28 protein-coding genes and 1 pseudogene are annotated in these 26,826 nt (G+C 70.2%); 12 read left to right on the plus strand and 17 right to left on the minus strand.

Features of this window, described 5'->3' with window-relative positions:
* Window positions 1-126 precede the first annotated feature (126 nt).
* Window positions 127-834, plus strand: coding sequence for a phosphatase PAP2 family protein (locus OG194_RS24835; protein ID WP_327403003.1), 708 nt, complete (start codon window positions 127-129; stop codon window positions 832-834).
* A gap of 300 nt (window positions 835-1,134) precedes the next feature.
* On the opposite strand, the gene OG194_RS24840 is transcribed toward OG194_RS24835, so the two are convergent.
* Both OG194_RS24840 and OG194_RS24845 read right to left on the minus strand, forming a co-directional pair.
* Window positions 1,135-2,715: an FAD-binding oxidoreductase gene (locus tag OG194_RS24840; protein WP_327403004.1), complete on the minus strand. Its 1,581-nt coding sequence runs from the start codon at window positions 2,713-2,715 to the stop codon at window positions 1,135-1,137.
* 65 nt (window positions 2,716-2,780) lie between these two features.
* The gene (locus tag OG194_RS24845) at window positions 2,781-2,960 is read right to left on the minus strand and encodes a hypothetical protein (RefSeq protein ID WP_327403005.1); all 180 of its coding nucleotides are present in this window, start codon (window positions 2,958-2,960) and stop codon (window positions 2,781-2,783) included.
* 157 nt (window positions 2,961-3,117) lie between these two features.
* On the opposite strand from OG194_RS24845, the gene OG194_RS24850 reads away from it, so the two are divergent.
* Both OG194_RS24850 and OG194_RS24855 read left to right on the plus strand, forming a co-directional pair.
* Window positions 3,118-3,960: a hypothetical protein gene (locus OG194_RS24850; protein WP_327403006.1), complete on the plus strand. Its 843-nt coding sequence runs from the start codon at window positions 3,118-3,120 to the stop codon at window positions 3,958-3,960.
* A 107-nt stretch (window positions 3,961-4,067) separates the two neighbouring features.
* Complete coding sequence (locus OG194_RS24855) at window positions 4,068-4,244, plus strand: hypothetical protein (protein WP_327403007.1); 177 nt, start codon at window positions 4,068-4,070, stop codon at window positions 4,242-4,244.
* Here the strand turns inward: OG194_RS24855 and OG194_RS24860 are convergent.
* Window positions 4,241-4,606: a metal-sensitive transcriptional regulator gene (locus tag OG194_RS24860; RefSeq protein ID WP_327407198.1), complete on the minus strand. Its 366-nt coding sequence runs from the start codon at window positions 4,604-4,606 to the stop codon at window positions 4,241-4,243. The genes OG194_RS24855 and OG194_RS24860 overlap by 4 nt on opposite strands.
* Window positions 4,607-4,803: 197 nt before the next feature.
* On the opposite strand from OG194_RS24860, the gene OG194_RS24865 reads away from it, so the two are divergent.
* A complete protein-coding gene (locus tag OG194_RS24865; RefSeq protein ID WP_026151758.1) occupies window positions 4,804-5,424 on the plus strand; it encodes a DUF47 domain-containing protein in 621 nt (206 codons plus the stop codon).
* Between the two features lie 7 nt (window positions 5,425-5,431).
* The gene (locus OG194_RS24870) at window positions 5,432-6,430 is read left to right on the plus strand and encodes an inorganic phosphate transporter (RefSeq protein WP_327403008.1); all 999 of its coding nucleotides are present in this window, start codon (window positions 5,432-5,434) and stop codon (window positions 6,428-6,430) included.
* A 476-nt stretch (window positions 6,431-6,906) separates the two neighbouring features.
* Here OG194_RS24870 and pstB read toward each other — a convergent pair whose 3' ends face one another.
* The 4 genes from pstB to pstS form a co-directional block, all read right to left on the minus strand.
* Entirely contained in the window at window positions 6,907-7,683 is a 777-nt protein-coding gene (gene pstB, locus OG194_RS24875) for a phosphate ABC transporter ATP-binding protein PstB (protein WP_033281351.1), read from the minus strand.
* Between the two features lie 71 nt (window positions 7,684-7,754).
* Window positions 7,755-8,816, minus strand: coding sequence for a phosphate ABC transporter permease PstA (pstA, locus tag OG194_RS24880; RefSeq protein ID WP_327403009.1), 1,062 nt, complete (start codon window positions 8,814-8,816; stop codon window positions 7,755-7,757).
* Window positions 8,813-9,823: a phosphate ABC transporter permease subunit PstC gene (gene pstC / locus OG194_RS24885; RefSeq protein WP_327403010.1), complete on the minus strand. Its 1,011-nt coding sequence runs from the start codon at window positions 9,821-9,823 to the stop codon at window positions 8,813-8,815. The genes pstA and pstC overlap by 4 nt, the downstream gene beginning before the upstream one ends.
* Window positions 9,824-9,931: 108 nt before the next feature.
* Window positions 9,932-11,062, minus strand: coding sequence for a phosphate ABC transporter substrate-binding protein PstS (gene pstS / locus OG194_RS24890; protein WP_327403011.1), 1,131 nt, complete (start codon window positions 11,060-11,062; stop codon window positions 9,932-9,934).
* A gap of 418 nt (window positions 11,063-11,480) precedes the next feature.
* On the opposite strand from pstS, the gene OG194_RS24895 reads away from it, so the two are divergent.
* Complete coding sequence (locus tag OG194_RS24895) at window positions 11,481-12,110, plus strand: hypothetical protein (RefSeq protein ID WP_327403012.1); 630 nt, start codon at window positions 11,481-11,483, stop codon at window positions 12,108-12,110.
* 12 nt (window positions 12,111-12,122) lie between these two features.
* Here the strand turns inward: OG194_RS24895 and OG194_RS24900 are convergent, their stop codons facing one another.
* The 8 genes and pseudogenes from OG194_RS24900 to OG194_RS24935 all read right to left on the minus strand — a co-directional run bounded on the left by OG194_RS24900 (window position 12,123) and on the right by OG194_RS24935 (window position 20,333).
* Window positions 12,123-12,563 carry an NUDIX hydrolase gene (locus OG194_RS24900; protein WP_327403013.1) on the minus strand — a complete coding sequence of 147 codons (441 nt, stop codon included), beginning with the start codon at window positions 12,561-12,563 and terminating at the stop codon, window positions 12,123-12,125.
* 54 nt (window positions 12,564-12,617) lie between these two features.
* Window positions 12,618-13,730 (minus strand): CHAD domain-containing protein, encoded by a 1,113-nt coding sequence (locus OG194_RS24905; protein WP_327403014.1) that lies wholly within the window; start codon window positions 13,728-13,730, stop codon window positions 12,618-12,620.
* Entirely contained in the window at window positions 13,711-16,071 is a 2,361-nt protein-coding gene (locus tag OG194_RS24910) for an RNA degradosome polyphosphate kinase (protein ID WP_327403015.1), read from the minus strand. Before OG194_RS24910 ends, OG194_RS24905 begins: the two co-directional genes overlap by 20 nt.
* Before the next feature lie 139 nt (window positions 16,072-16,210).
* Window positions 16,211-17,155 carry a hypothetical protein gene (locus OG194_RS24915; protein ID WP_327403016.1) on the minus strand — a complete coding sequence of 315 codons (945 nt, stop codon included), beginning with the start codon at window positions 17,153-17,155 and terminating at the stop codon, window positions 16,211-16,213.
* Complete coding sequence (locus tag OG194_RS24920) at window positions 17,152-17,907, minus strand: hypothetical protein (RefSeq protein WP_327403017.1); 756 nt, start codon at window positions 17,905-17,907, stop codon at window positions 17,152-17,154. Before OG194_RS24920 ends, OG194_RS24915 begins: the two co-directional genes overlap by 4 nt.
* The gene (locus OG194_RS24925; protein WP_327403018.1) at window positions 17,904-18,929 is read right to left on the minus strand and encodes an ABC transporter permease; all 1,026 of its coding nucleotides are present in this window, start codon (window positions 18,927-18,929) and stop codon (window positions 17,904-17,906) included. Before OG194_RS24925 ends, OG194_RS24920 begins: the two co-directional genes overlap by 4 nt.
* Window positions 18,930-19,452: 523 nt before the next feature.
* A pseudogene (locus tag OG194_RS47665) lies at window positions 19,453-19,950 on the minus strand (ATP-binding cassette domain-containing protein); the annotation flags it as partial.
* Window positions 19,950-20,333 (minus strand): GntR family transcriptional regulator, encoded by a 384-nt coding sequence (locus OG194_RS24935; RefSeq protein WP_327403020.1) that lies wholly within the window; start codon window positions 20,331-20,333, stop codon window positions 19,950-19,952. The gene OG194_RS24935 and the pseudogene OG194_RS47665, both read right to left, overlap by 1 nt.
* 123 nt (window positions 20,334-20,456) lie before the next feature.
* On the opposite strand from OG194_RS24935, the gene OG194_RS24940 reads away from it, so the two are divergent.
* The 5 genes from OG194_RS24940 (at window position 20,457) to OG194_RS24960 (ending at window position 25,011) form a co-directional block, all read left to right on the plus strand.
* Window positions 20,457-20,999, plus strand: a complete 543-nt coding sequence (locus OG194_RS24940) for an RNA polymerase sigma factor (protein ID WP_327403021.1) — start codon at window positions 20,457-20,459, stop codon at window positions 20,997-20,999.
* Complete coding sequence (locus tag OG194_RS24945; protein ID WP_327403022.1) at window positions 20,996-21,835, plus strand: zf-HC2 domain-containing protein; 840 nt, start codon at window positions 20,996-20,998, stop codon at window positions 21,833-21,835. The genes OG194_RS24940 and OG194_RS24945 overlap by 4 nt, the downstream gene beginning before the upstream one ends.
* A 64-nt stretch (window positions 21,836-21,899) precedes the next feature.
* Entirely contained in the window at window positions 21,900-22,760 is an 861-nt protein-coding gene (locus OG194_RS24950) for an ABC transporter ATP-binding protein (protein WP_327403023.1), read from the plus strand.
* The gene (locus tag OG194_RS24955) at window positions 22,757-24,289 is read left to right on the plus strand and encodes an ABC transporter permease (protein ID WP_327403024.1); all 1,533 of its coding nucleotides are present in this window, start codon (window positions 22,757-22,759) and stop codon (window positions 24,287-24,289) included. The genes OG194_RS24950 and OG194_RS24955 overlap by 4 nt, the downstream gene beginning before the upstream one ends.
* A 59-nt stretch (window positions 24,290-24,348) precedes the next feature.
* On the plus strand, window positions 24,349-25,011 hold the full coding sequence (locus OG194_RS24960) for an ABC transporter (RefSeq protein ID WP_327407199.1): 663 nt from the start codon (window positions 24,349-24,351) through the stop codon (window positions 25,009-25,011).
* A 12-nt stretch (window positions 25,012-25,023) separates the two neighbouring features.
* Here the strand turns inward: OG194_RS24960 and OG194_RS24965 are convergent, their stop codons facing one another.
* Together OG194_RS24965 and OG194_RS24970 are read right to left on the minus strand one after the other, a co-directional pair.
* Window positions 25,024-25,218, minus strand: coding sequence for a DUF397 domain-containing protein (locus OG194_RS24965; protein ID WP_327403025.1), 195 nt, complete (start codon window positions 25,216-25,218; stop codon window positions 25,024-25,026).
* Window positions 25,219-25,222: 4 nt separating this feature from the next.
* Window positions 25,223-26,074 carry a helix-turn-helix domain-containing protein gene (locus tag OG194_RS24970; RefSeq protein WP_327403026.1) on the minus strand — a complete coding sequence of 284 codons (852 nt, stop codon included), beginning with the start codon at window positions 26,072-26,074 and terminating at the stop codon, window positions 25,223-25,225.
* A 336-nt stretch (window positions 26,075-26,410) separates the two neighbouring features.
* On the opposite strand from OG194_RS24970, the gene OG194_RS24975 reads away from it, so the two are divergent.
* Entirely contained in the window at window positions 26,411-26,722 is a 312-nt protein-coding gene (locus OG194_RS24975) for an ATP-binding protein (protein WP_442811622.1), read from the plus strand.
* Window positions 26,723-26,826: the final 104 nt, after the last annotated feature.

Genomic DNA, 26,826 nt, shown 5'->3' on the forward strand with positions numbered 1-26,826 from the left:
TCTCTTCGATAACGTCTGAGTGATCATTCGGTGGAGGGTGGAACGTATTAACCGGGACCGTGCGTTCCTGTTCAGTAATGCGCACGAGAGGTGCGCCCGGAACTACGACGAAGGAGCCGCAGCACCATGGCTGTACTCGCCGAATCCGGGTCGAATCCCGACGTCGATCTGCTCTACGACATCAATGGGCTCGCCAAGGACGCACCGCACTGGTTCGACCGCGGCATGGAGTTCGTCGGGGAGTACGGGTTGCTCGTCGCGATGGTGCTGCTCGTGGTGGGGTGCTGGTGGTCCGTGCGGCGGCGTGGGGGCGAGGACTCCGCGTCGTCCGTGGCCGCGCTGGTGTGGGCGCCGCTCGCCGCTTCGCTCGCCGTCCTCGTGAACGTGCCCATCCGCGGGTTCGTGGAGCGGCCCCGGCCGTTCCTCGACCACACCGGGCTCGATGTGCTGATCTCCGGGAAGACCGACTACTCGTTCGTGAGCGATCACGCGACCATCACCATGGCGATGGGGGTCGCGCTGTTCGTCGCGGATCGGCGGTTCGGGGTGGTCGGGATCGGGCTCGCGCTGCTCGAAGGGTTCTGCCGGGTCTACATGGGCGTGCACTATCCGACCGACGTGATCGGTGGGTTCGCGCTGGGTACGGCTGTCGCTCTGCTTCTGTCGCCGGTTGCCATGGCTCTGCTCACGCCGGTGCTCAAGGCGGTTGAGGGGTCGGCGTGGGGTGGGTGGGTGGTTCGGTCGGCCGGTGCGCGGGGGGTGGGGCGGGATGCCTTGATTCCGGGGGCTCGTAGCGAGTCGTCCGGTACCGAGGAGCGGGACCTCGCTGCGTAAGGCTCCGCCTGGGGGTCGGTTCGTTGGCTGCGGGTGCGTTGTGGCTGGTCGCGCAGTTCCCCGCGCCCCTGAGGGGGTTGGGGTGGGGCGGGGTGACGGGGTACGGGTGGCTTGTCGCGCTCGCGCGGCGGAGCCGCGGATGGATACAGCCCCGCGCCCCTTAGGGGGTTGTCGAACCGTGGCTGACTTCTTCCCCCTGGGTGGTCGCGCCCGCGCGGCGGAGCCGCGGATGGATACGGTCCCGCGCCCCTGGGGGTGTTGCCGGACCGGAGCCGATTTCGCACCCTTGCTCAGCCCCGCCTACAACCCCTGCGGGTACGTGAAGAAGTGGGTCGGGTCGTACTGCTTCTTCAGGGTTGCCAGGCGGGTGGACGCGTCGCCGTAGTACGCCTTGCGCCAGTTGGTGAGAGTCGGGTCTGTGTAGTTCTGGTAGGCCGCGCCGGAGGCGTAGGGCTTCATGGCGTTGTGGAAGGACGTCAGCCAGGACTGGGCTGATGTGCCGGCCGTGCCGGAGGGCCAGGAGACTATGTACTGGGCCAGGATGCGGGAGCGGCGGTGGACGAAGGCCGTTGCCGTGGGGGAGACGCGGTTGACCGCGCCGCCGAGGGCCGTCAGGGCGATGTCGCCGGAGTTGCCGCGGACCGCCTTCATCTGGTTGAGCATCGTCTGGATGCCCGTGGCCGAGATCGAGCGGTCGAAGAAGTCGGAGCGGCCCACGTAGGTCTCCCGCGCCAGCGCGCCCTGCGGGGAACGGCCCGGGGTCGAGCCCGGCAGGTGGCACTGGGCGTCCGTCGAGAAGGACGTGCAGCCCGCGTACGCCTCCATCGACTCCTCGTACGTGTGCCGCTTCAGCGAGACGCTCGACGCGTTGCCGCCGACCAGGTGGGCCAGCTTGTCGACCGCGTTCTGGAGTTCGTTGTAGGTGCCGAGGGAGAAGGCCGCGACCGAGACGCGGGGCGTGCCGCCGGGTGTGTTCGTCAGGTGGCAGGACGACCAGATCTCGTCGGGCTGGTCCGGGCCCCACTCCTGCCAGGCCTTCACCACGGCCGCCGCCATCGACGACGGCCAGGTCAGATAGCCCGATACGGCCTGGGGCGCGGGGTGGGTCTTGAACTGGAGCTCCGTCACCACGCCGAAGTTGCCGTTGCCCGCGCCGCGCAGCGCCCAGAACAGGTCTTTGTTCTCAGTGGAGTTGGCGACCAGCTGCTTGCCGTCCGCCGTGATCAGCGTGGCCTGCGTGAGGCTGTCGCAGGTCAGGCCGTACGCCCGGGAGACCACGCCGTGGCCGCCGCCCAGGGTGAGGCCGGAGACGCCGACCGTCGGGCAGGAACCGGCGGGGATCGTGACGCCCTTCGCGGCGAGGCCCCGGTACACGTCGATCAGCTTGGCGCCGGCGCCGACGACCGCGGAGGAACCGCTCGCCCGGATCTTGTTCAGCTTCGACACGTCGAGGATGAGGCGGCCGTCGCCGGAGGAGTAGCCGGCGTAGGAGTGGCCGCCGTTGCGGATCGCGACGCGGATGTTGTGGGCGCGGGCGTAGGAGAGGACCGAGCGGATGTCGTCGGGGTTCGCGACGTACGCCACCGCGGCCGGCTTCAGGGCGTCGAAGCGGGTGTTGTAGAGCTGGTGGGCCGTCTTCCAGGAGGCGTCACCGGGGCGGACCAGGGTGCCGTCCAGCTCACGGGCCAGGGCGGCCCAGTTGGCCGCGGCGGCTGCGGTGGTGGTGCGCAGGCCGGTCGTGCCGGTCGTGCCTGTCGAGCTGGAGGCGTTGGTCGCCGTGGCGGTCGGGGCACCGCCGCCGGTGTTCTTGCCGTTGCACGCGGTGGTCGCGACCGCCGCTATCGCGGCCACGCCGCCGCCTATGAACGAACGCCGTTCCATTTCGCCTCCTGTGGGGTTCCGTCAAGTGAGATACGGGCCGGACCCCACAAGTTCTCGTGCGCATGTCACAGGTTCGGAACAGGCGGATGCCCCGCGGCATCCGTCCTGGCCTGGCTTCTCGCCCGTCTCGCCGGACCCCGCCAGCCGCAGACGCAGCGGGCGAAGCAGAAGGGACCCTGTTCGACCGTCGTCGTGTGATGTTCGGGATGTACGGGGGGAGCCTGTCGTTCGTCCTGCTGCGCCACATCGACCAAGGTACCGAGCCCGGGTAAAGCGCTCGTATGGCGGTCGCGCGACGGTCATAGGGCGGTTGTACGGCCGCCACAACGCGTGACGGGCCCATCCACCCGTCGTTAAGCGGAACGACAGGGCCCGTGACGACGTACGGGGGTACGGCAGGCTATGGAGCGGCAGCAGAGGCGCGCGGGCGGGGCGGTCGTCGCGGCGGGGCTCATGGTCGGGGTCTGTGTCGGCACCGGTGGATGCGGCGCCGGTGACGGGGTGGCGACCGCGGACGCGCGCGGCGGCGGTGACGCGGTCGCGGTGGTGCGGCGCGCCGCCGACTCCCTTGCGGCGGCGGGGAGTTCACAGGCCCGTACGTCCATGGAGATGGCCACCGGCGGCACCCGCGTGACCATCCGCGGCGAGGGCGTCTACGACTTCCGCCGCCAGCTCGGCCGGCTGAAGGTGCAGCTCCCGCAGGACCCGGCCGGCGCCAGTGAGCACCGGCCGATCACCGAACTCCTCGCGCCGGGCGCCCTGTTCATGAAGAACCGGGGCGCCGGGGTGCCCGCCGACAAATGGGTACGGGTCGACACCGGGACGCTGACCGACGGCAACCTCGTGACCGGCGGCGCCACCGACCCGTACGCCGCCGCCGAGTTGCTGCGCGGGACGACTACGGCGACGGATCTGGGGAAGACGGAGGTGGCCGGGGCCTCCGTGCGTCACTATCGGGGGGTCGCCGATCTCGCCGTCGCCGCGCGGAGCGCGTCAGCGGGGAACGAGGCGGCTCTGCGGTCGGCGGCGAAAGGGTTCGCCACCGCCCGCGTGCCCTTCGACGTCTACCTCGACGACCAGGGGCGCGTCCGCAAGCTGGGGCAGCGGTTCAGCTTCGTCAACGGGCAGCGCCACAACCCGGTGGCGGTCACCTCGACGACGTTGCTGTACGACTTCGGGGCCCCCGTGGACGTACGACTTCCGGCGTCGAAGGACATCTACGCCGGGCAGATCGCCGAGAAGTGACCTGAAACGGTCGGTGTGGGTCGGGGTGAGGACTAGCCCGTCCGTGCCATGCGCGTTGTGTAGACCGCTCCCTACTCTAGGAAGTCGGTGTCGGCAGAGAAGAGGTGATGCACGTGGCTCCGGTCGGCGGTACGGCAGTTCAGGACCACGTGGCCCTCGCCGAGATCGAGCTGTGCGGAGACCTGATCATCGCGGCCTCGGCCGCCGAGGACCGGCTCAGCCTGGAGAGCATCGACGAGGTGCTGAAGGTCGCCGAGGAACGGGACATCCCCGACAGGCCCTAGGTGCGGAGGAGTCGGGCGATCGCCTTCGTCGCCTCGTCGACCTTCGCGTCGATCTCCTCGCCGCCCTTGATCGCCGCGTCGGCGACGCAGTGCCGCAGGTGCTCCTCCAGGAGTTGCAGCGCGAACGACTGCAAGGCCTTCGTGGAGGCGGACACCTGGGTGAGTATGTCGATGCAGTAGACGTCCTCGTCGACCATGCGTTGCAGGCCGCGGACCTGGCCCTCGATCCGGCGCAGGCGTTTGAGGTGCTCGTCCTTCTGGTGGTGGTAACCGTGCGTGACCGGTTCCTGGGTCACCTCGTCGACCGGCTCGCGCGTCGGTTCGGAGGGCGCTGCCGCCGCGCCGGCCTCGGTGGTCGTCATCGCGTCCATCGCGTCCTCCAGACATATACCCCTAGTGGGTATATCGTAACGAACTTTGCTGGGTATAGGGCCCTTGGTACGCCCCCGTGCGGATCACTGTGCCTGATGGGCGACACTGGGGGACGGCCCATTAGCCGTGGCCGGATGATGCACTTAGCATCAGCCTGACCGAAACCCATGCATCCCGAGGACCCCTTGTGCGCTTTCGTCTGACCCCCAGGGAGACGAGCTTCTACGACATGTTCGCCGCGTCCGCGGACAACATCGTCACGGGCTCGAAACTCCTCATGGAACTGCTCGGGGCGGACACCGCCGGCCGGGCCGAGATCGCAGAGCGTATGCGGGCCGCGGAACACGCCGGTGACGATGCCACGCACGCGATCTTCCATCAGCTGAACTCCTCCTTCATCACGCCCTTCGACCGCGAGGACATCTACAACCTCGCTTCCTGCCTCGACGACATCATGGACTTCATGGAGGAGGCCGTCGACCTGGTCGTCCTCTACAACGTGGAGGAACTGCCCAAGGGCGTCGAGCAGCAGATCGAGGTGCTGGCGCGGGCGGCGGAGCTCACCGCCGAGGCCATGCCCAACCTGCGCACGATGGACAACCTCACCGAGTACTGGATCGAGGTCAACCGGCTGGAGAACCAGGCCGACCAGATCCACCGCAAGCTGCTGGCCATGCTCTTCAACGGCAAGTACGAGGCCATCGAGGTGCTGAAGCTCAAGCAGATCGTGGATGTGCTGGAGGAAGCGGCGGACGCGTTCGAGCACGTGGCGAACACGGTGGAGACCATCGCCGTCAAGGAGTCCTGACCTCTCCATGGACACCTTCGCTCTGGTCGTGACCATTCTGGTCGCGCTCTTTTTCACGTACACGAACGGTTTCCACGACTCCGCGAACGCCATCGCTACGTCGGTCTCGACCCGGGCGCTGACTCCGCGCGCGGCGCTCGCCATGGCCGCCGTGATGAATCTCGCGGGTGCTTTTCTCGGTTCCGGGGTCGCCAAGACGGTGAGTGAGGGGCTGATCGAGACGCCCGAGGGGTCGAAGGGGATGGGGATCCTCTTCGCGGCGTTGATCGGCGCGATCACCTGGAACCTGGTCACCTGGTACTTCGGGCTGCCGTCGTCGTCCTCGCACGCGTTGTTCGGCGGGATGGTGGGGGCCGCGCTCGCGGGCGGTACGGACGTCATCTGGCACGGGGTCGTCGACAAGGTCGTCGTGCCGATGTTCGTGTCGCCGGTGGTCGGTCTGGTCGGCGGTTATCTGGTGATGACGGCGATCATGTGGATCTTCCGGCGGGCCAATCCGCACAAGGCGAAGCGGGGATTCCGTATCGCTCAGACCGTCTCGGCCGCGGGGATGGCGCTCGGGCACGGTCTTCAGGACGCGCAGAAGACCATGGGCATCGTGGTGATGGCCCTGGTGATTTCCGGCCACTCGACCTACGGCGATCCGATTCCGGTCTGGGTGAAGATCGTCTGCGCGTTGATGCTGTCGTTGGGGACGTACGCGGGCGGGTGGCGGATCATGCGGACGCTGGGGCGGAAGATCATCGAGCTGGATCCGCCGCAGGGGTTCGCGGCGGAGACGACCGGTGCGGCGATCATGTTCACCACGGCGTATCTCTTCAAGGCGCCGGTGTCGACGACGCATGTCATCACCTCGGCGATCATGGGTGTCGGGGCGACGAAGCGGGTCAAGGCCGTTCGGTGGGGTGTTGCCAAGAACATCGTGATGGGGTGGTTCATCACGATGCCGGCGGCGGCGATTGTGGCGGCGCTGGCGTTCTGGGTTGTGGACCTGGCTGTTCTGTAGGCGCCGTGCCGCTGTATGCCGGGGGCTTCGCCCCCTGGCCCCCCGTTCCCACCCACCCACCCGTTTACGGTGGGTCAAGAGGTGGGCGATTCAAGACACCTGACTCAAGTCGCTTGAAACGGTCACCTCTCGGCCGACCGTAAACAGGTGGGCGGGTGGGAAAGTACGGGCGTGCACTCCCACTGACCCGCGCCAAGAAGCTAGGCCGTCAGGTGACCCCGGGTGTCTTGAATCGGTCACCTCTCGGCCGACCGCAAACGGGTGGGCGGGTGGGAAAGCGGGAACGCGCACCCCCACTCGCCCGCGCAAACGAACGGCCCCCGAGGGGGCACCTCTCGGCCCACCGAGTCGGGTGGGTGGGTGGGCAGGCAACGTAAGACGAACGGGCCCGCCCCCGGGAGCCAGGGGCGGGCCCTTTTCGGCCTCGCGGTGGCACCGCCATGCAGCACCGCGAGGGGTTTTTGGCGCGCCGGTGTCTAGCCGAAGCGGCCCGAGATGTAGTCCTCCGTGGCCTGGACCGACGGGTTGGAGAAGATGCGCTCCGTGTCGTCGATCTCGATCAGGCGGCCGGGCTGGCCGACCGCCGCGAGGTTGAAGAAGGCCGTGCGGTCCGAGACGCGGGCCGCCTGCTGCATGTTGTGCGTCACGATGACGATCGTGAAGCGTTCCTTCAGCTCGCCGATCAGGTCCTCGATGGCCAGGGTCGAGATGGGGTCCAGGGCCGAGCAGGGCTCGTCCATGAGGAGGACCTTCGGTTCGACCGCGATCGCCCGCGCGATGCACAGGCGCTGCTGCTGGCCGCCCGACAGGCCCGAACCCGGCTTGTTCAGGCGGTCCTTGACCTCGTTCCAGAGGTTCGCGCCCTTGAGGGACTTCTCCACCACGTCCGACAGCTCGCTCTTCTTGTAGCTGCCGTTCAGGCGCAGGCCCGCCGCCACGTTGTCGAAGATCGACATCGTCGGGAACGGGTTCGGCCGCTGGAAGACCATGCCGATCTCGCGGCGGACCGACACCGGGTCGATACCGTGGCCGTAGAGGTCCTCGTCGTCCAGGAGGACCTTGCCCTCGACGCGGCCGCCGGACGTGACCTCGTGCATACGGTTGAGCGTGCGCAGGAACGTCGACTTGCCGCAGCCGGAGGGGCCGATGAAGGCCGTCACCGAACGGGGCTCGACCGTCATCGAGATGTCTTCGATCGCCTTGTGTGAGCCGTAGAAAGCGGTGAGCCCGCTTACGTCGATTCGCTTGGACATGACTGCTTCACTTCCAAAAGTCTCTGTGTCGCCGGAGGGGCCCCGCGCGGCGGTAGCCGCATATCGATGCTTTAGCGACCGGTCTTGGGGGCCTTCCAGCGGGCGATGCCGCGGGCCACCAGGTTGAGGATCATCACGAAGGCGATCAGGGTGAGCGAGGCCGCCCAGGCGCGGTCGTAGGCCGCTCCGGCGCCCGCGCTCTGCGCGAACTGCTGGTAGATGTACAGCGGCAGCGACGCCTGGGCCCCGTGGAACGGGTCGTTGTTGATGAACGGGTTGCCGAACACCAGCAGCAGGACGGGCGCGGTCTCGCCGGCGATACGGGCGACCGCCAGCATGATGCCGGTGGTGATGCCGCCGATCGCGGTGGGGAGGACGACCTTGAGGATCGTGCGCCACTTCGGGATGCCGAGGGCGAGGGAGGCCTCGCGCAGCTCGTTCGGGACGAGCTTCAGCATCTCCTCGGTGGAGCGGACCACGACCGGCATCATCAGGATGGCCAGGGCGCAGGAACCGGCGAAGCCGAAGGGCTCCATGTCCCACATGAGCATCAGGGACAGGATGAACAGACCCGCGACGATCGACGGGATGCCCGTCATGACGTCGACGAAGAACGTGACCCACTTGGAGAGGGCGCCGCGTCCGTACTCGACCAGGTAGATCGCGGTGAGCACACCGATCGGGGCGCCGATCAGGGTGGCGAGGCCGACCTGCTCCAGGCTGCCGATGATGGCGTGGTAGATGCCGCCGCCGGGCTCGGAGTCGGCGACGACGCCCATCGAGTGGGTCAGGAAGTAGATGTTCAGGACCTTCACGCCGCGCGAGATCGTCGTCCACAGGAGGGAGACGAGCGGGATGACGGCGAGGATGAACGCGACCCAGACCAGGCTGGTCGCGATCCGGTCCTTGGCCTGGCGGGTGCCCTCGATGCGCGAGGCGATGACGTACGTACCGACGACGAAGAGGATCGCCGCGATCAGGCCCCACTGGACCTTGCTGTCGAGGCTGCCGACCAGTCCGATGAGGACGGCCAGGACGATCGACCCGCCGGCGATCGCGTACGGCGACCACTTCGGGAGGGTGGCGCCCTGGAGGGTGCTCGCGGGCTTTTCCGCTACGGCTGCGTTGCTCATGCGTTGGCCCCCGAGTACTCCGCGCGGCGGGCGATGATGAGCCGGGCCGCACCGTTGACCAGCAGGGTGATGACGAACAGGACGAGACCGGACGCGATGAGCGCGTCCCGGCCGTCCGCCGACGCCTCGCTGAACTTGCTGGCGATGTTCTGGGCGAAGGTTCCGCCGCCCGGGTTGAGCAGGCTGGCGTGGATGATGAAGTCGGGCGAGAGCACGGTGGCGACGGCCATCGTCTCGCCGAGCGCGCGGCCGAGGCCGAGCATCGAGGCGGAGATCACGCCGGAGCGGCCGAAGGGGATCACCGCCATGCGGATGACCTCCCAGCGGGTGGCACCGAGGGCGAGGGCCGCCTCCTCGATCATCTGCGGGGCCTGGCGGAAGACCTCGCGGCTCACGTTGGTGATGATCGGCAGGATCATGATCGCCAGCAGGATGCCGACGGTGAGCATCGAGCGGGGGGCGCCTTCGTCCCAGGAGAAGATCCCGGTCCAGCCGAGGTAGTCGTTCAGCCACCCGAAGAGCCCGACCATGTGCGGTACGAGGATCAGGGCGCCCCACAGGCCGTACACGATGGACGGTACGGCGGCCAGCAGGTCGATCACGTAGGAGACCGGGCCGCGGAGCTTGCGCGGGGCGTAGTGCGTGGTGAACAGGGCGATGGCGACCGCGATCGGGACCGCGATGACCATGGCGATGATCGAGGACACCACCGTGCCGAACGCCAGGACGGCGATGCCGAACTTCGGCGGCAACAGGTTGGTGTTCCACTCGAAGGTGGTGAGGAAGTTCGCGTGGTCCTTGCTGATCGCGAGGGAGGCGCGATAGGTGAGGAAGACCGCGATCGCGGCCATGATCACCAACAGCAGGATGCCCGACCCGCGGGAGAGACCGAGGAAGATCCGGTCACCGGGTCGGGTGGCGCCGCGGGCCGTGCGCTTCTGCACGGCGGCCGAGGGTGCTGGGGTGGGAGGCGGTGCCTCTGCGGGGTTCTTGGTCGATATGTCCATCGGGTTTCTCCGGTCTGCGGGTCCACACGTGCGGTGTGGGGTCCGTGGCGGCGGTGCACCGGACGGTGCGGCCGGGTCCCTGGTCCGGGACCCGGCCGCACACTCGGACTAGCTGATGCTCGCGATGGTGCTGCGAACCTTGGTGATGATCGCGTCGGGGATCGGCGCGTAGTCGATGGTGCTGAGGACCTTCTGGCCCTCCTCGCTGGCGATGTAGGTGAGGAACGCCTTCGTCGCGGGCAGCGTGGCGGCCTTGTTGCCCTTGTCGCAGACGATCTCGTACGTCACCAGGGTGATCGGGTACGCGCCCTCGGCCTTGGTGTTGTAGTTCAGCTTGAGCGACAGGTCGGAGCCGGTGCCGACGACCTTGGCGTCGGCGATGTCCTTGGTGGCGCTGTCGGTGCTGGGCGCGACCGGGGCGGCGGCACCGGTGTCGATGCTGACGGCCTTGACGCCGTCACCGACGTAGGAGAGCTCGAAGTAGCCGATGGCACCCGAGGTCGCCTTGACCTGCTGGGCGACGCCCGCGGAGCCGGCCGCGGACTGGCCGCCCTTGGCCTGCCAGGCCTTGCCGCCGGAGTACTTCCAGTTGGCGGCGGTGGTGGCGATCAGGTACTTGGTGAAGTTGTCCGTGGTGCCGGACTCGTCCGAGCGGTGGAACGCCTGGATCTTGAGGTCGGGCAGCGTGGCGGACGGGTTCAGCTTCTTGATCGCCGCGTCGTTCCACTTGGTGATCTTGCTGTCGAAGATCTTGGCGAGCGTCGGGGCGTCCAGGACCAGGTTGTCGACACCCGGGACGTTGTAGCCGAGCGCGATCGGGCCGCCGACCATCGGGAGGTCGATGCCCTGGCCGCCGGAGCAGACCTGCTTGGAGGCGGTGACCTCTTCGGGCTTCAGCGCGGAGTCGGAACCGGCGAAGGCCAGCTGACCCTGGTTGAAGGAGGTGACGCCGGCGCCGGAGCCGCCGCCCTTGTAGTTGATCTGGACACCGCAGGCCTGGCTGAACGCCTTCACCCACGCGTCGATCGCGTTCTTCTGCGCGGAGGAGCCGTCGGCCAGCAGCTGCTGGCCCTTCTTCGCGGCGCCGCAGTTGGCGGAGCTGGCGTTGGCCGCCGAGGAGCTGGTGCTGCTCGAAGAGCCGCCGTTGTCGTCCGAGCCGCACGCCGTGAGGGCCAGGGCGCCGGAGACCGCGAGAGCACCGAGGGTGAGGGCCCGCCGGTTCATGCGCTGAAGCTTCACTTGAAAGAGTTCCTTCCGAGAGCCGCCGTCCTGAATTACGGCGGCGTGCGAAGACGGGGTGACACGGGTGGCGACCCCCAGGTCGCGGCTCGCATCGCGTAAGGCCGAAATTAGGCAGAACAGGTGAAGGCGCCTATGGGCATAAGTGAACGGAGGGTGAACCCCTGTGGGCGGTGCGGTTAGGTCACGGAACGCTCACGTCGAGGACACGGGCTGGTTCCGGACTATGCCAGGTGTGGAGCGGTCCCCGGCGTCTCCACGAGGGGCGGTCCCTCGGCCGGGTGAGGGACCTGCCGTGGCCGCCCGTTCGCAACGTAACGCGAGGTGGGCGGGACGGCACCGCGGGACGGCGAGCGTATTTCGCCGGCCTCGCGGTGCCGTGGGCACGTAGGTTCACGGCGTTCTCGGAGGTGAGGCCGTGGCCACGTACGGCACGCTGTTGATTCCCCTGCCGCTCGACCGGGCGGCCCCCGTTCTGCGCGAGGTCCGCGTGGCCGCCTACGCGGCGCCCGCCGGGCCGGGATTCTGCCTCGTCCATCCGGACCGGTTCATCGACGGCAACGGTGTCTTCTCGGTCGCCGGGCCGGTCGGCGCCGCCTTGGGCGTTCCGGTGCTGGCCGCCTTCCAGTACGACGGCGACCGGCTGGAGCTGGAGGTCTGGCGGGACGGAGTCCGTGCCTACCGCTACGACTCCTGGCCGGGCGTCCAGGACGACGAGCCCGCCGACGGCACCCCCGCGGACGCGGACCCCGCCGTGTTCCTGGACTTCGCCGCCGGTCCCGTGGACGGGTACCGGCTGGCCTGCGCGCTCGCGGACACCCCGCTGGACGAGAGGGACATGGACGTCGACGGGGAGCCGGGGTACGTCTGGGCGCAGGGCCTGCACTGGGACGTGCTGGCGGCGCTCGGCCACCCGGACCGGGTGATCGGCCGCGCACAGCGGGACCACTGCCACTTCAAGCGCGCGCCGCGGGTGCTCGCGGAGCTGCTGGAGAGCGGAGAACTCGTCGTCGTCGGCACGGCCGAAAGCCGCGACGACACCCCGTAGTCGAGCCGAGCCTCAGTCGAGAGGGTCCTCGTCCGTGCCGACCGCGATCAGCACGAGGGAGATCAGGTCGCGGTCCCGCTCGTAGGTGAGTCGCCGTTGGGCCTCGGCCGGCCGGAGCCAGAGCAGCGTGTTCACCTCGTCGTTGGGCGCGAAGGCTCCGTCGGTCACCTCGGCCGCCCAGTAGCGGACCTCTTTGGGGCGCCCGTGGTGGTCGGTGTAGTGGGCCGACGGGAGTCTCGTCCCCAGCCTGCACGTGTAGCCGGTCTCTTCGAGCACCTCGCGCCGGGCCGCGTCCTCGAAGGTCTCGCCCCGCTTGAGCTTGCCCTTGGGCCACGACCAGTCGTCCCACTTGGGCCGGTGGACCAGCGCCAGTTCGAGGTCTCCGGCGGACCGGTGGCGCCACAGGACGCAGCCCGCTGCCTGGACGATGGTGTCGTTCGTGGAGGAAGTCACTGGTGGTTCACCGTCTCCTCTGCGCGGGGGTGGTGCGCGGCTCTGCTCAGGGCGTCAGGGCGTGCCCACCGCCTGTTTCTGCCACGACTGATGGAAGGCGAAGCGGGCCGCCTCCACCTCGTGGCGCTGGTCGGCGTGGAGCACGCCGAGCGCGTACGCGGTCGCCGGGGCGATGCGCGGGGTGCGGGCCGCCGACGCGGCCGCCGCGGCGGCCTCCGAGGCGTCCCGGTGCAGATTGAGGGCCTGGCCGGCCGTCAGCAGGCGTACGTCCATCGGCGCGCCGTCCGCGTGCAGGACCTCACCGGCGTAGCGGTGCAGGCGCAGCAGCAGCCGGACCTGGTGCCAGGGGCCGTCCTGGGGGTGCGGGGCGGGGTCGGGGGAGAGGCCGTGGATGAGGGCCTCGGCGTTGTACGGGTGCCCGGCGGTGACCAGGGGCAGCGCGGTGACCGCGTCGGTGAGGCGCTCCCCGGCGGCGGCGGCCAGCGCGCGCAGGTCGGTGCCGGCCGCGGCCGGGGTCAGCGGGACCTCGCTGGCCAGCACGGCGACCTTGTCGGCGACCGCGTGGAAGCGGGAGGAGCCGAGGGCCTGGAGGGCGGTGGAGTGGGCCCGGGTCCGGGCCAGGGTGAGCTGGCGCTCCAGCAGGGCACCGGCCTTGGCCGCGCCCACGGTGAGGTTGCCGCGCTCGGCGGTGGCGGTCGGGGACGTGGCCGGTCCGCGGCCGACGGCTGTGGCGGGTGCCGGGACGCCCCGGCCCGCGCCGGTGATCCGGCCGCCGACCGCCGAGGCCACCGACTGGGCGGGGAACGCCGTGGAACCCGACAGCCGGTGCAGGGCCAGCAGGAGCCGCTCCAGGCGGGCCGCGCACGCGTGCTCCAGGGCCAACGTGCCGGACAGCCATGCCAGTTCGGGGCGCATCGCCTCGGACCAGTCGGCGTCCAGCAGCGGACGGAAGGTGTGCAGGGTGCCGCTGATCCGGCGGGCCGAGTGGCGCAGGGCGCGCGCCGCGTCGACGGAGTCCTCGGTGCCGTTCTGCCCGTTGCCGGTCTCCCGGTGCAGCCGCAGGGCGCGGAGGAACTCGGTGGCCTGGCCGCGCAGGTAGCCCGCGAGGGCGTCACCTGTCACGGCCCGGGCCGTGGGATCCGTCGGGTCAAGGTGTTGCTGTGCCACGCCGGCGCCTCCGGGCGTCTATGAGCATCTCCTGGACGTTGCGCAGTGGTTGGCCCTCCGCGTCGGTCGCGTGCCGGGTCCACTCGCCGTCCGGGCCCAGGTGCCAGGAGGAAGTGGTGTCCGACATGCCGGTTTCCAGCAGCCGGCTGATCGAGGCGCGGTGGGCCGGGTCGGTGACCCTGACGAGGGCCTCGATCCGACGGTCGAGGTTGCGGTGCATCATGTCGGCGCTGCCGATCCACACCTCGGGCTCGCCTCCGTTGCCGAAGCCGAAGACGCGGGAGTGTTCGAGGAAGCGGCCGAGGATGGACCGTACGCGGATGTTCTCGGACAGGCCGGGGACGCCGGGCCGGACCGCGCAGATGCCGCGGACCCACACGTCGACCGGGACGCCCGCCTGGGACGCGCGGTACAGCGAGTCGATGATCGCCTCGTCCACCATCGAGTTGACCTTGATGCGGATGAACGCGGGGCGCCCGGCACGGTGGTGCTGGACCTCCTTGTTGATCCGGGCGATCAGGCCGTCGCGCAGGGACTTGGGGGCGACCAGCAGGCGGCGGTAGGTCTCGCGGCGCGAGTAGCCGGACAGCCGGTTGAAGAGGTCCGAGAGGTCGGCGCCGACCTGCGGGTCCGCCGTCAGCAGCCCGAGGTCCTCGTACAGGCGGGCCGTCTTCGGGTGGTAGTTGCCGGTGCCGACGTGGCTGTAGCGGCGCAGCAGGTCGCCCTCCTGGCGGACCACGAGCGACAGCTTGCAGTGCGTCTTGAGACCGACCAGGCCGTAGACGACATGGCAGCCCGCCTCCTCCAGCTTGCGCGCCCACTTGATGTTGGCGTGCTCGTCGAAGCGGGCCTTGATCTCGACCAGGACGAGGACCTGCTTGCCGGCCTCGGCCGCCTCTATGAGCGCGTCGACGATCGGGGAGTCGCCCGAGGTGCGGTACAGGGTCTGCTTGATCGCGAGGACGTCGTCGTCGTTCGCCGCCTGCTCCAGGAACCGCTGGACGGACGTGGAGAACGAGTCGTACGGGTGGTGCAGCAGCACGTCCCGGTTGCGCAGGGCGGCGAAGATGTCGGGCGCGGACGCGGACTCGACCTCGGCGAGGTCGCGGTGGGTGCCCGCGATGAACTTCGGGTACTTCAGCTCGGGCCGGTCCAGGCCGCCGATCCGGAACAGGCCGGTCAGGTCGAGGGGACCCGGCAGCGGGTACACCTCGGCCTCGCTGATCTTCAGCTCGCGCACCAGCAGGTCGAGCACCTCGCGGTCGATGGACTCCTCGACCTCCAAGCGCACCGGCGGCCCGAAGCGGCGCCGCATGAGCTCCTTCTCCAGGGCCTGGAGCAGGTTCTCGGCGTCGTCCTCCTCGACTTCGAGATCCTCGTTGCGGGTCAGCCGGAACGCGTGGTGCTCCAGGATCTCCATGCCCGGGAAGAGTTCCTCCAGATGGGCGGCGATGACGTCCTCCAGGGGGACGTACCGGCCCGGGGAGGACTCCAGGAAGCGGGAGAGCAGCGGCGGCACCTTGACGCGCGCGAAGTGGCGGTGGCCGGTGACCGGGTTCCGTACGACGACCGCGAGGTTCAGCGAGAGGCCCGAGATGTACGGGAAGGGGTGCGCGGGGTCGACCGCCAGCGGGGTCAGCACCGGGAAGATCTGGTGCCGGAACAGCGTGAAGAGGCGGGCCTGCTCCTTCTCCGTCAGCTCGTTCCAGCGGACCAGGTGGATGCCCTCCTCGGCCAGCGCGGGGGCGATGTCCTCGTGATAGCAGGCGGCGTGCCGGGCCATGAGCTCGCGCGAGCGGGCCCAGATCATCTCCAGCACCTCGCGCGGCTGGAGACCGGACGCGGAGCGGGTGGCGACACCGGTGGCGATACGGCGCTTCAGGCCGGCCACCCGGACCATGAAGAACTCGTCCAGGTTGCTGGCGAAGATCGCGAGGAAGTTCGCCCGCTCCAGCAGGGGCGTGTTCGGGTCCTCGGCCAGCTCCAGGACCCGCTCGTTGAACGCGAGCCAGCTGCGCTCCCGGTCCAGGAAGCGGCCCTGCGGCAGCTGGGGCCCGTCGTACGGCGACTCCTCGTACTCGTCGAGGTCGGCGTCGATGTCGGGTTCCAGATCGGAGACCGCCGCCGACACGGTGTGCGGGCGGTGGGCGGCTATGGAGCCCACGGAGGGCTGCGCGTGCTGAACCTGGGCCTGGGCGTTGGGCTGGCTGCTCATGTGCCCATTGTTCCGCGCCACCGGTGATACAGGCGCGTCGGACAGCGCCGGAAGGAGCGGGACGACGGCCCCGTTGCTCCCGTTCACCTCGGGAGGCGGCGAAGGCTCTGGCACGACGGGCTTCATTCGCCGAGCGTCGCAAGCCCGTCTGAACCGTTGGTTACGGCGACATGGCGTGCGGGATATCGGGGGGCGGCTCCCGGACGTCCACGGCGCGGAAATGAACGTAACGGATGCCTGGGAGCCGCGGGGAGGTGGGTTCCGGTCAGGCCGTGCGGCGCCTGAGGAGGGTGAAGGCGGCGGCGAGGACGAGGGCGGTGACGGCGAGGACGATGCCGGTCTCCACGAGCTGGAGGGGCCAGAAGTGGGAGGCGGGGTGGTACTCGCTGTAGAAGCCAGTGACGTCGTGGGCCTTGAGGCACGCCGTGCTGTCGCGGCACATCGGGTCGGCGATGTGGGCGCCGGTGGAGGTGACGGCGCCGCCGTCGCCGTAGAGGACGTTCCGCGGTGTCTCGTAGTCGGCGCCGGTGCTGGTCGCCCAGGGCCAGAGGTGCGGGCGGGCGAAGCCGAGGGTGGTGAGGGCGAGTGCGGTGGCGGCGAACCCGAGGCCGATCGAGGTCAGGAGGCGGCGCTGGAGCAGGCCCGCGAGGGCGCCGACGGCGAGGCCGAGCAGGGGGTAGGCGATGCCGAGGGTGCCGTTGGGGATGAAGGTCTCCGCGTTCCACCAGCTCCAGGTGATCGGCACCTGGTGGGCGTCGTACAGCAGCCGGTGCAGCAGGACGAGGACGGTGGAGCCGGTGGCGATGAGCGCGGCGGGCACGGCGAGGGTGGTGGCGAGCCAGCGGGTCGGGGTGAGGGACTGCGTCCAGGCGAGTCGCGCGGTGCCGTTCTCCAGCTCGCGGCCGACGACCGCGCCCGCCAGAGCGGTGGCGAAGTACGGGATGACGCCGATCAGGAACTCGGCGCCCGCGTAGGCCAGGTGGTAGTTGGTGATCGCGGCGCTCCAGTCGCACCCGTGGGCGCCGCACTTGCGCTTCCAGTCGGCCGCGGCGGCGTTCCCTCCGGGACCGTAGGCCCACAGCAGGGCACCGGCGGCGACGGTGAAGAGCACCGCCCAGACGATCAGGACGCCGCGCTGCAACCGCAGGACCGCGTGGACGGGGCCGGCCGCACGGGTGCGGGCCGTCGGGGCGGTGGCCAGGGCGGTCATACGGCGGCTCCCTTGATGTTCGTACGGCGGCCGAGCAGGGTGAAGGCTGCCGCGAGGGCGAGTGCGGTGAGAGCGAGGAGTACGGCCGTCGCCGTGAGCTGGACCGGCCAGAAGTGGCGGTCCGGCCAGATGTCGTCCCAGGTGCGGCCGAAGAAGTAGCGGGCCGCGTAGGTGACGGCGGCGGCCACCGCGAGCGCGGGCAGTGCGCGGCCGAGGGCGACTCCGGCGAGGGTGCCGGCGGCCAGGGCGAAGAGGACCAGGGCGACGGACATCGGGCCGGCCGGGACGAGGACGCGGTCCCAGGACCAGTTGGTGACCAGGACGTCCTGGTCGGTGGTCCAGACCCAGGCGAAGACCAGGCCGAGCAGGGTGCTGCCGGCGGTCAACGGCAGCGCCGCCGCGGTGAGTTTGGCGGTCAGCCAGCGGGCCGGGGTGACGGACTGGGTCCAGGCGAGGCGGGCCGTGCCGGACTCCAGCTCGCGGCCGATCAGCGCGGAACCCGTCCAGGCGGCCACGGCTGTGGAGACGTAACTGAGCACATCGCCAAGGAAGTTCATGACGTTGTTGACGTCGGTGAGGACGAAGTACTGGTCGACGGGGTGCCGTTCGGCGGGCGCCCGGAACAGGTGCACCCAGAGCAGCGCGCCCACGGCGAGCAGCAGGAACGCGCCCCAGAGGGTCAACGCCGGTCGGTGCAGCCGCAGTACGGCGCGCTGCGGTCGGGCGGTGGGGCTCAGGGCCAGGGTGGTCATACGGCGGCTGCCTTGCGTGCGGGCGCCGACGGGCCGGTCTGGCGCTTGAGGAGTCGGAACGCGGCCACGGCCAGGGCGGCGGTGACGGCGAGGATGATCGCGGTCGCGGTCAACTGGAGCGGCCAGTAGTGGGATTGGGGGTGGTAGTCGTTGTAGTAGCCGACGGCGTCGAGCTTGGCGTAGACAGCCTGGCAGCCGCTGTTGGTGATGGCACCGCACTGCGGGTTGGCGATGTGGGCGCCGGTGGAGGTGACCAGGCCCTGGTCGACGACGATGCCGGAGCCCTGCGGGACGCTGTTCTTGAGGCTGCTGAGCTTGGTGACGGTGGGCCAGAGGTACGGCGTCGCGATGGCCATGACGCTCCACAGGAGCCCCGTGCCGCACAGCGAACCGACCAGTGAGGCAAGGGAGTTGTGCTTGAGCAGGCCGAAGAGGGCGCCGATCGCCAGGGCGGCCAGGGCCAGGGCGGCGGTGGCCGGGCCGTTGGCGGCGTAGGTGCCGACGTCGTACCAGCTCTTGGCCGAGTCGAGACGGCCCTGGCCCGTCGACCAGGCCCAGTGGTGCAGCCCGACGAGCACGGCGGAGCCGACGGTGACGAGTACGGCCGGCAGGGCGAGCTTGGCGGCGAGCCAGCGGGCCGGCGAGACCGACTGGGTCCACGCCAACTGCGCGGTGCCGTGCTCCAGTTCGCGACTGGTCAGCGTGGCACCGGACCAGCCGGCGATCAGGACGGGGACGCCGACGACGGCGAAGGTCGCGTACGTGTACCAGTCCTTGTAGCGGGCGACCGCGCTCGGGTCGTACACGCAACCGCCCGACTCGCAGGCGTGGTACTGCTTCCAGCCCTCCACCGCCGCGTCGGTGAGCGGCCCGCCGACCCACAGCAGCAGCCCGCCGAGGACGAGCACGAACAGGACCCAGGCGACCAGGGCGGGCCGGTGCAGGCGGATCAGCCAGCGGAGCAGATGCGGCGAGGATCCGGCCTGGCGTCCGGTGACCGGCGGTGTGGCGAGGGCGGTCATGCGGCGGTCTCCGGAGCGTTGGGGATGGGTGGGTGCTGGAGGCTGTGGGTAAAACTAACCACTCTCACGGCGCTTGAATGGTTAGAAAAGAGCACAGCCTTCCGAGGGCGCAGGGGCGCCGGGGGTGTCGCGAGGGCGGTCACGCGACGGATTCCGGGGTCTTGGTGCCGCCGGCTTCGGGGTTGCGCAGATAGGAGAGGACCAGCTCCTCCAGTGAAGGGGTGCTGGTGCGCCAGTCGGTGTCGAGGGTGCTCGACGGGCGGACCAGGGCGCTGAGTTGGCGGCCGGTGGTGCGCGACTCGACGACCGTGTGCGGGGCGAGGACCGCGTGCGCGGGCGCGGACACATGGACGTGCGCGGCGAGCAGCTCGTCGATCTCCCCGGCGAGCCGGACCCGGCCGCCGCCGATCAGCAGCAGGTGGTCGCAGGAGTCCTCCAGTTCGGCCACCACGTGCGAGGACATCACGATCGTGGTGCCGGACTCGGCGGCCCGCGCCATCAGGAGGCCCATCATCTCGTGCCGGGCCAGCGGGTCCAGGTCGGCCATCGGCTCGTCCAGCAGCAGCAGTTCGGGCCGCTTGGCCAGCGCCAGGGCGAGGGCGACGCGGGTGCACTGGCCGCCGGAGAGGGTGCGGATGCGGGACTTCGGGTTCAAGTCCCCGTCGTCCACGATGCGTTGGGCGACGGAGGGGTCCCAGCGGTCGGTGTTCAGGTCGGCGCCCATGCGCAGCGTCTCGGCGACGGTGAGCTGCGGGTAGAGGGGCTTGTCCTGCGCGACGTAGGCGACCCGCTCGCGGGCCGCGCCCGGCGCCGTGCCGAGGACGGATATCGCGCCCTCGGTCGGGGCGAGCAGCCCGGCGGCGAGTGCGAGGAGCGTGGACTTGCCCGCGCCGTTCGGTCCCACGACCGCGCAGACACGTCCGGCGGGCAGTCGGAAGGCGCAGTCCCGCAGGGCCCACCCTCCCCGCCGGCCGAACCGCTTGCCGAGAGCGGCGGCCTCTATCGCGGCGGTGCCTGTCATCAGTCTTCTCCTTGGAAGTGCTTTTCGAGTACGGCGGTGAAGAGCGCGGCGACGTCGTCCCGGCCCAGGCCGGCCTCCTGGGCCCGCGCGGCCCAGTCGTCGAGCTCTAACCGCAGCGGCGAGTCGGCGGGCGTGATGCTCAGCCCCTTGCGGATGAAGGTGCCGAGTCCGCGCCGGGCCTCGACCAGTCCCTCACGCTCCAGCTCGCGGTAGGCCTTCAGGACGGTGTTCGGGTTGATGGCCGTGGCCTCGACGACCTCGCGGGCCGTCGGCAGCTTGTCGCCGGGCTCCAGCATTCCCAGGCGCAGTGCCTGCTTGGTCTGCTGGACGATCTGTACATAGGTGGCCACGCCGCTGTGCCGGTCGATGCGGTACTCGACCACTGGGTTCCACCACCCTTTCACTAATTGAGTAGTGAAAGGGTGGTGCAAGGGGGCTGAGAAAGTCAAGTGAGATCGATGTGCCGGTCCGTGAACCGATCGGCGGGGCTCGTGCGATGAGGAGACGTGAGCGATACGGGAAGCGACGGGGAGCTGCTGCGGGCCATCGCGGCGGACGGCGACCGGCGCGCGTTCGAGGAGCTGTACCGGCGGTACGCGCCCTGGCTGACCGCGCGGCTGCGCGGCCGCTGCGCCGACGCCGGGATGGTCGACGACGTCGTACAGGAGACGTTTCTCGCGGTGTGGCGGGGCAGTGCGCGCTACCGCGAGGACGGCGATGTGGCCGGGTGGCTGTGGCGGATCGGGTCGCGGCGGCTGATCGACGTGCTGCGCGGCGACGGGGCGCGCGGCCGGCTGCGGCAGGCGCTGGCGCGGCTCCGGCACAGGGACGAGGCGTCGGCGGAGGAGCGCGTGCTCGCGGGGGTGGAGCACGGGGATCTCGCCGGCGCCCTGGTCCGGCTCTCGCCGGAGCTGCGGGCGGTCCTCCAGGCCACCGTGATCGACGGGCTGACCACCCGGGAGGCCGCCGTGCTGCTGGGCATCCCCGCCGGCACGGTCAAGACACGGGCCATGCGGGCCCGTAAGCAACTGCGGGAGGAGCTGGCATGACCTGGCATGTGGCCGAAGACGACGTACGCGCCTATGCGCGGGGCGAGTTGGCACCGCCCATGCTCTGGTCCGCCGACACCCACCTCGCCCGGTGCGCCGAGTGCCGGGCCCTGTTGGCGTCCGTCACCGACCCGGTGGCCCTCGACGCGGGCTGGGAACGCCTCGACGCCGAACTCGACGCCCCCAGAAGGGGGTTGGTGGAATCCCTGCTCGTCCGGATCGGCGTGGCCGACCACACGGCACGGCTGCTCGCGGCGACACCGGTGCTGCGCCGCTCGTGGTTCGGCGCGGTGGCCCTGCTGCTCGTGATGACGGTCCTGATGACCGACGCCTCGAACGTCGCGGCACCCGACGTCTTCCTCGCCCTCGCCCCGCTGCTGCCGCTCGCGGGCGTGGCGATGGCGTACGGCCCGGTGCTCGACCCGACCTACGAGATGACCGTCGTGGCCCCGATGCACGGCTTCAAACTGCTCATGATCCGCACAACCGCCGTACTGGTGGCGGGACTTGGCCTGAACGGCCTCGCGACCCTGGCCCTGCCCGGATACGGCCTCGCCGCCCTGGCCTGGCTGCTCCCCGCGCTCGCCCTCACCTCGACGAGCCTCGCGCTGACCCCGCGCCTGGGCCCGGTCCTCGCGCCGGGTGTGGTCGGCGTGGCCTGGACCGCCCTGCTGGTGACGGCCCACGAGCGGGCGACGCACGGCGGCACGCTCGCCCCGTTCACCGCGACCGGCCAGACGGTGGCCGCGGCGGTGGCGGTCCTCGCCGCGGGCCTCCTCTACCTGGCCCGCGACCGCTTCGACACGAAGACCCCGGGCTTCCGCCCAACAGCCTGAATTTCGCTACGACTTGCTGAATTTCGCTACGACGACGACTACGACTTCCTGACTGGAGTACGTCATGACCACCACCGTCTCCGCGGCCGGGCTCAGCCTGCGCTACGGCCTGACGACCGCCCTCGACGACGTGTCGCTGCGGCTCACCGAAGGCGTCACCGGCCTGCTCGGCCCCAACGGGGCCGGAAAGACGACCCTGTTGAGGGTGCTGGCCACCGCGGTCCCCGCCGACGAGGGCGCGTTCACCGTCCTCGGTCACGACCCCCGCACGCCCGCCGGCCGTCAGGAGACCCGGCGCGTGCTCGGCTACCTCCCGCAGACACCGGGCTTCCACCCCGACTTCACGGCCTTCGACTTCGTCGACTACGTCGCGATCCTCAAGGAGTTGACCGACCGCACCGCCCGCCACAACGAGGTACGGCGCGTGCTCGCCGAGGTCGACCTGTCGGACGTACGCGGCAAGCGCATCAAGAAGCTGTCCGGCGGTATGCGCCAGCGGGTCGCGCTCGCGGCGGCGCTGGTGGGCGACCCGGGTTTCCTGGTCCTGGACGAGCCGACGGTCGGCCTGGACCCCGAACAGCGCATGCGCTTCAGGGAGTTGATCGCCCGCGCGGGGGAGGGGCGAACGGTTCTCCTGTCCACCCACCAGACCGAGGACGTGGCGATGCTCTGCCACCGCGTCGTCGTGATGGCCGTCGGCCGGGTCCGCTTCGACGGCACCCCGGCCGAACTCACCGCACGGGCCGCGGGCCGCGTGTGGAGCAGCTCGGAACGCGACCCCGACGCGAAGGCGGGCTGGCGCACCGGCCTGGGCGTCTTCCGCAACGTGGGCGACCCGCCGCCCGGCGCCGAACTCGTCGAACCCACCCTGGAGGACGGCTACTTGCTCACCCTCGACGGCATGCACGCGGAGGCGACGGCATGAGCACCGTACTGACCCTGACCCCCGCCGAGACGAGCACGGCACCGGCCCGCCAGTCCTGGCAGGCGATCTTCGCCCTGGCCCGCTTCGAGTCCCGCAAACTCCTCCTCCGTATCCCGGTGCTGTTCATGCTGGCGGCCTACGTCGCCTGGATCGTGTGGCGCACCAAGGGCGCCTGGTACGGCTACCCGGCCCTCCAGGACGTCGACCGCGAAACCCAGACGGGCCCGCTGCTGGTCGGCTTCGCGGTCCTGCTCTGCGTCAACCAGGCCGTGCTGCGCTCCCGACGGCACGACACGGAGCGGCTGTTCGGGGTCGTGGCCCTCGAACCGTGGCGCCGTACGGCAGCCCACGCGCTGTCGATCCTGCCGGTGACCGGACTCGTCGCGCTGGGCGTGGCGGCCCAGTTCGGCTGGCAGGCGGTCAAGTCGACGGCGGTGGGCAACGGTTCGGTGGGTGAGCTGCTGGTGGGCCCCCTGTGCGTGCTGCTGTGCGGGGCGATCGGCCTGCTGATGGCGAGGCTGGTGCCGAAGCCGTTCGCGATCCCGGTGGCCGCGGTGCTGCTCCTCGTGATGTCCGTCCTCGCGCCGGTCTCGTTCGGCGGCGGCGGTGCCTCGACCTGGCTGACCCCGGTCGTGGGCGTGGCGAGCACCAAGACGATCCCCTCCGACCTGATCGGCCGCCCGGCCGTCTCGCACTCCCTCTACCTGACGGGCCTGGCGCTGGCCCTCGCCCTGCTGGCGGTACTGATCAGCAAGGGCCGCACGAAGACGTCGACGGCGGTACTGGCGGGCTCGCTGGCCGGAGCGGTCGCGCTCGGCATGGTCGGCGGGATCGGCCAGGCGGCTGGCGTCCCGTCGGAGACGGTCGCGGCCCGCACCGTGGCCACGCTCACCCCGCAGAAGGTCGAGTCCTGCGTCCGGCACGGCCGTTCGACGTACTGCGCGTTCCCCGAGTGGGGCCCCAGGACGGCGACATGGGCCGACGTCACGGACCACGTCCAGTCCCTCGCGGGCGGCACCGCCCAGACCCAGAAGCTCCTCGTACGGCAACGGGTCGAGGCCCGCTACGGCATGGATGGCGACGGAGCGATCGACCCGTCCACCGCGCCGAACCAGGTCACCGTGCGCACGATGTGGGGCGGGCCCCGGACGCCGGAATTCTCGGCCGCGGTCGCCTCCGTACTGGTCCTCGGGAACGAGAAGGCCGGCGGTGACGTGTGCGACGGCCGCATGGTCACCATCATGTGGCTGGCCCTGGGCTGGACGTCCGACCCGGTGACCGAGCTCCGCGCGGTCCGCCTGAGCGACACCGTGACCGGCTCCTCCGTCGTCCTGTCGCCGACCAACGGAATGACCATGACGGCCGGACAGACCAGCGTCGTAAGGGAGTTGCTCGCCGCGGGCCCGTCCACGGTCACCCCGAAGGTGAAGGCGCACTGGGCCGAACTGACTTCTCCGAAGGTGACGACGGCAAAGGTCGCTCAGCTGCTGGGCGTCAAGGCTCCCGGTGGGGCCGACAAGTGCGAGTGATGACGAGGGAGAGCGGGGAGACAGAGCGGGCGGACGCCCAACGGCCCTCTACAGCAAGGGTGTTGACGCAGCTGATCCACCCGGTCCTGCGCGCCCTCCCGGTACGGGCGCTGGGCGTGACCGCAGCGGTGGCCCTACTGATCGCGGCCCTGCCCCGCCTCCTCGCGGACGAACCGGACCCGTGGTCCGCACTCGTCGCCCTGCGCGCCGCCGCCCTCACCTTCGCCCTGGGCCTGGCCTTCGTCCTCGACGACCCGACCCGCGACCTGACGTCCTCGGTACCGACCCGCCGCATCCTCCGCACGACCCTGCGGGTGGCACTGGTGGCCCCGTTCGCGGCGGCCTGGTGGACAGCGGCGGTCCTGCTGATCCCGTCGAAGATCCGCCCTCCGGTGGGCGACATGACCCTGGAGGCGGCGGCAGCGGCGGTCCTCTCCCTCGCGGCAGCGGGGGCGGCCCTCCGCTTCACGGCCGAGCCGGAACCGGGCCAGCGCGTGGCCGCCGGTTTCCTGGTCATCGCCCTGGTGTCGCGCGTGGCCCTGCCGAACGACTGGGGGATGTACGTCTCCCCGACGGAGAAACCGTGGGGGGTGGGGCACGACCACTGGGCGATGGTGCTGGTGGGGGCGGCCCTGGTATGGGCGGCGTGCGGACCGGAACCGCTGAAGCGCAGGCGGCTGATTCCCATCCGGTCGGCAGGGTCCGGCGTGTCCGGCGTCTGAGGACGAGGCGGTTCAGGGTCCGGGGTTCTCCTTCAGGGCTTCTACGAAGGTGGTGAAGGTGGGGGTGGGCAAGGTGAGGGTGGCTCGGGCCGGGGTTTTGGAGTCCCTGATGGCTATGTGCGGGTGACGATGGGCGACCTCCACGCAGGCGTCGCCCTGGCCGCCCCCGGAGAACGATGACTTCTGCCATATGCCAGGGGTGATCATGCGGTCACAGCTCCTTCGCCAGCCTGTGGATGAAGTCACGCGAACGCTCGGGCTCAAGTGACACCGCCTCCACCCTACGGAAGAGGGCTCGATAGCGATTGAGCTGGGCCTCGGAGTCAATGAAAACGGGGCCGTTGGGGCCGTCACGTACGACCGTGTCCAACTGCGGGACGGCACCGCCCGCGTACACCATGGCGCTTCCGGCCCCGCCGAAGCCGTTCAGATCGAAGGGGATGACACGCACGGTGACGTGGTGGGCTTCGGAGAGTTCCAGGACACGGGTGAGTTGGGCCCGCGCCGTGATCTGGTCGCCGACCCGGATACGCAGGGCCGCCTCGTGGATCAACGTCTCGTACGGGATCGGGTCGGGGCGCTCGATGATGGTCCTGCGCCTCATCCGGTGTTCCACCCAGCTCTCCACCTCGCTCTCCGGGAACTCCGGGTTCACGTAGGAGAAGAGGGCCCGGGCGTAGTCCTCGGTCTGTAGAAGGCCCGGGATGTGCAGGAAGTCCACGTCCCATCGGCAGCTGGCATGGTGCTCCAGCTCGGCCAGGTCGAGGAACGGGGTGGGCAGCGAACCTCGATACTCCTCCCACCAACCGCGGGTCCGGTCGGTCGCCATGACGACGAGGGCGTCGATGAACTCCTCATCCGTGGCTGCATAGTTGGCCGCCAACCGACGCAGCCGCTTTTCACTGACGCCGGCGAGGGCCGCCTCGATCTGACTGATCTGCGCGGAACTCACTCCGAGCAGCGCTGCTCCCTCGCGGGCCGCGAGACCTGCCGCGTCGCGGAGTCTGCGCAACTCGACCGCCAGGCGCATCTGACGTGCCGTTGGCTCGCGCCTCAATGCCACGACTGTTCCTCCCAACGCGCCGGTGGGCGCGACTCGTTCGGGGGTCAGATTACGCGACCGGCTTGCAAAACTTAAAATGCTAGGTCTACCGTCGGTGATGCGACGCACACACTGCGGCAATCCCGGGGCACCGGAAGCGCACCACTCCGTCCTGCCAGCACGGCTGCGGCAAGCCACCGCCCGCGGCACCCCGCAGTCCTCCGAAACCCCCATCACCGAAGCGGAGTTGACGCATGCCCGAAAACCCGCCCGTGCCCTGGGAAGTACTGCCTCTACGTCCCGAACGACCTGCGCGCCGTCACCGTCAGCCGTCGCACCCTCCGGCTGATCCTCACCGTGCACGGACTGATCCGGCTGGCCGACACCGCCGAACTCCTCGCGACGGAGCTGGTCGCCAACGCCGTACGGCACACGAAGGGGCCCGCCGCCCTGCGGGTGGGCTGGCCGGCGGGGGTGCTGCGGCTCGGTGCCTGGGACGCCGATCCCGAACCGCCGGAGCCGCCAAGGCCGTTGGAGGAACTCGGCGACGCGGAGGACGGGCGCGGTCTCGCGCTGGTCCGGGTCTGTGCCGATCAGTGGGGCTGGCAGCCGTTGTCCCGGCACGGCAGGCGGGGGAAGCTCGTGTGGTGCGAGCTCGCTGCGGCTTGAGGAGTCTTCGACGTTGAGTGGCGGGCGGGGCGCTCAGTGCCAGGGGGGTAGGGGGAGTGAGCCGTAGAAGTGTGACACTCCAGTGGAAAGTGTCACACTTTCGC

This window comes from Streptomyces sp. NBC_01288, from assembly GCF_035982055.1.
In the GTDB taxonomy this organism is placed as follows: Bacteria; Actinomycetota; Actinomycetes; order Streptomycetales; family Streptomycetaceae; genus Streptomyces.

Coding starts and splice junctions, on each gene's coding strand:
- OG194_RS24920 (WP_327403017.1), bottom strand. CDS start 17,907: ATGACCACCCTGGCCCTGAGCCCCACCGCCCGACCGCAGCGCGCCGTA.
- OG194_RS24950 (WP_327403023.1), top strand. CDS start 21,900: ATGACCACCACCGTCTCCGCGGCCGGGCTCAGCCTGCGCTACGGCCTG.
- OG194_RS24860 (WP_327407198.1), bottom strand. CDS start 4,606: ATGACGACCACCGAGGCCGGCGCGGCGGCAGCGCCCTCCGAACCGACG.
- pstA (WP_327403009.1), bottom strand. CDS start 8,816: ATGAGCAACGCAGCCGTAGCGGAAAAGCCCGCGAGCACCCTCCAGGGC.
- OG194_RS24945 (WP_327403022.1), top strand. CDS start 20,996: ATGACCTGGCATGTGGCCGAAGACGACGTACGCGCCTATGCGCGGGGC.
- pstB (WP_033281351.1), bottom strand. CDS start 7,683: ATGTCCAAGCGAATCGACGTAAGCGGGCTCACCGCTTTCTACGGCTCA.
- OG194_RS24855 (WP_327403007.1), top strand. CDS start 4,068: ATGCACGTGGCTCCGGTCGGCGGTACGGCAGTTCAGGACCACGTGGCC.
- OG194_RS24910 (WP_327403015.1), bottom strand. CDS start 16,071: ATGAAGCCCGTCGTGCCAGAGCCTTCGCCGCCTCCCGAGGTGAACGGG.
- OG194_RS24925 (WP_327403018.1), bottom strand. CDS start 18,929: ATGACCGCCCTCGCCACACCGCCGGTCACCGGACGCCAGGCCGGATCC.
- OG194_RS24965 (WP_327403025.1), bottom strand. CDS start 25,218: ATGATCACCCCTGGCATATGGCAGAAGTCATCGTTCTCCGGGGGCGGC.
- OG194_RS24835 (WP_327403003.1), top strand. CDS start 127: ATGGCTGTACTCGCCGAATCCGGGTCGAATCCCGACGTCGATCTGCTC.
- pstC (WP_327403010.1), bottom strand. CDS start 9,823: ATGGACATATCGACCAAGAACCCCGCAGAGGCACCGCCTCCCACCCCA.
- OG194_RS24840 (WP_327403004.1), bottom strand. CDS start 2,715: ATGGAACGGCGTTCGTTCATAGGCGGCGGCGTGGCCGCGATAGCGGCG.
- OG194_RS24870 (WP_327403008.1), top strand. CDS start 5,432: ATGGACACCTTCGCTCTGGTCGTGACCATTCTGGTCGCGCTCTTTTTC.
- OG194_RS24850 (WP_327403006.1), top strand. CDS start 3,118: ATGGAGCGGCAGCAGAGGCGCGCGGGCGGGGCGGTCGTCGCGGCGGGG.
- OG194_RS24955 (WP_327403024.1), top strand. CDS start 22,757: ATGAGCACCGTACTGACCCTGACCCCCGCCGAGACGAGCACGGCACCG.
- OG194_RS24915 (WP_327403016.1), bottom strand. CDS start 17,155: ATGACCGCCCTGGCCACCGCCCCGACGGCCCGCACCCGTGCGGCCGGC.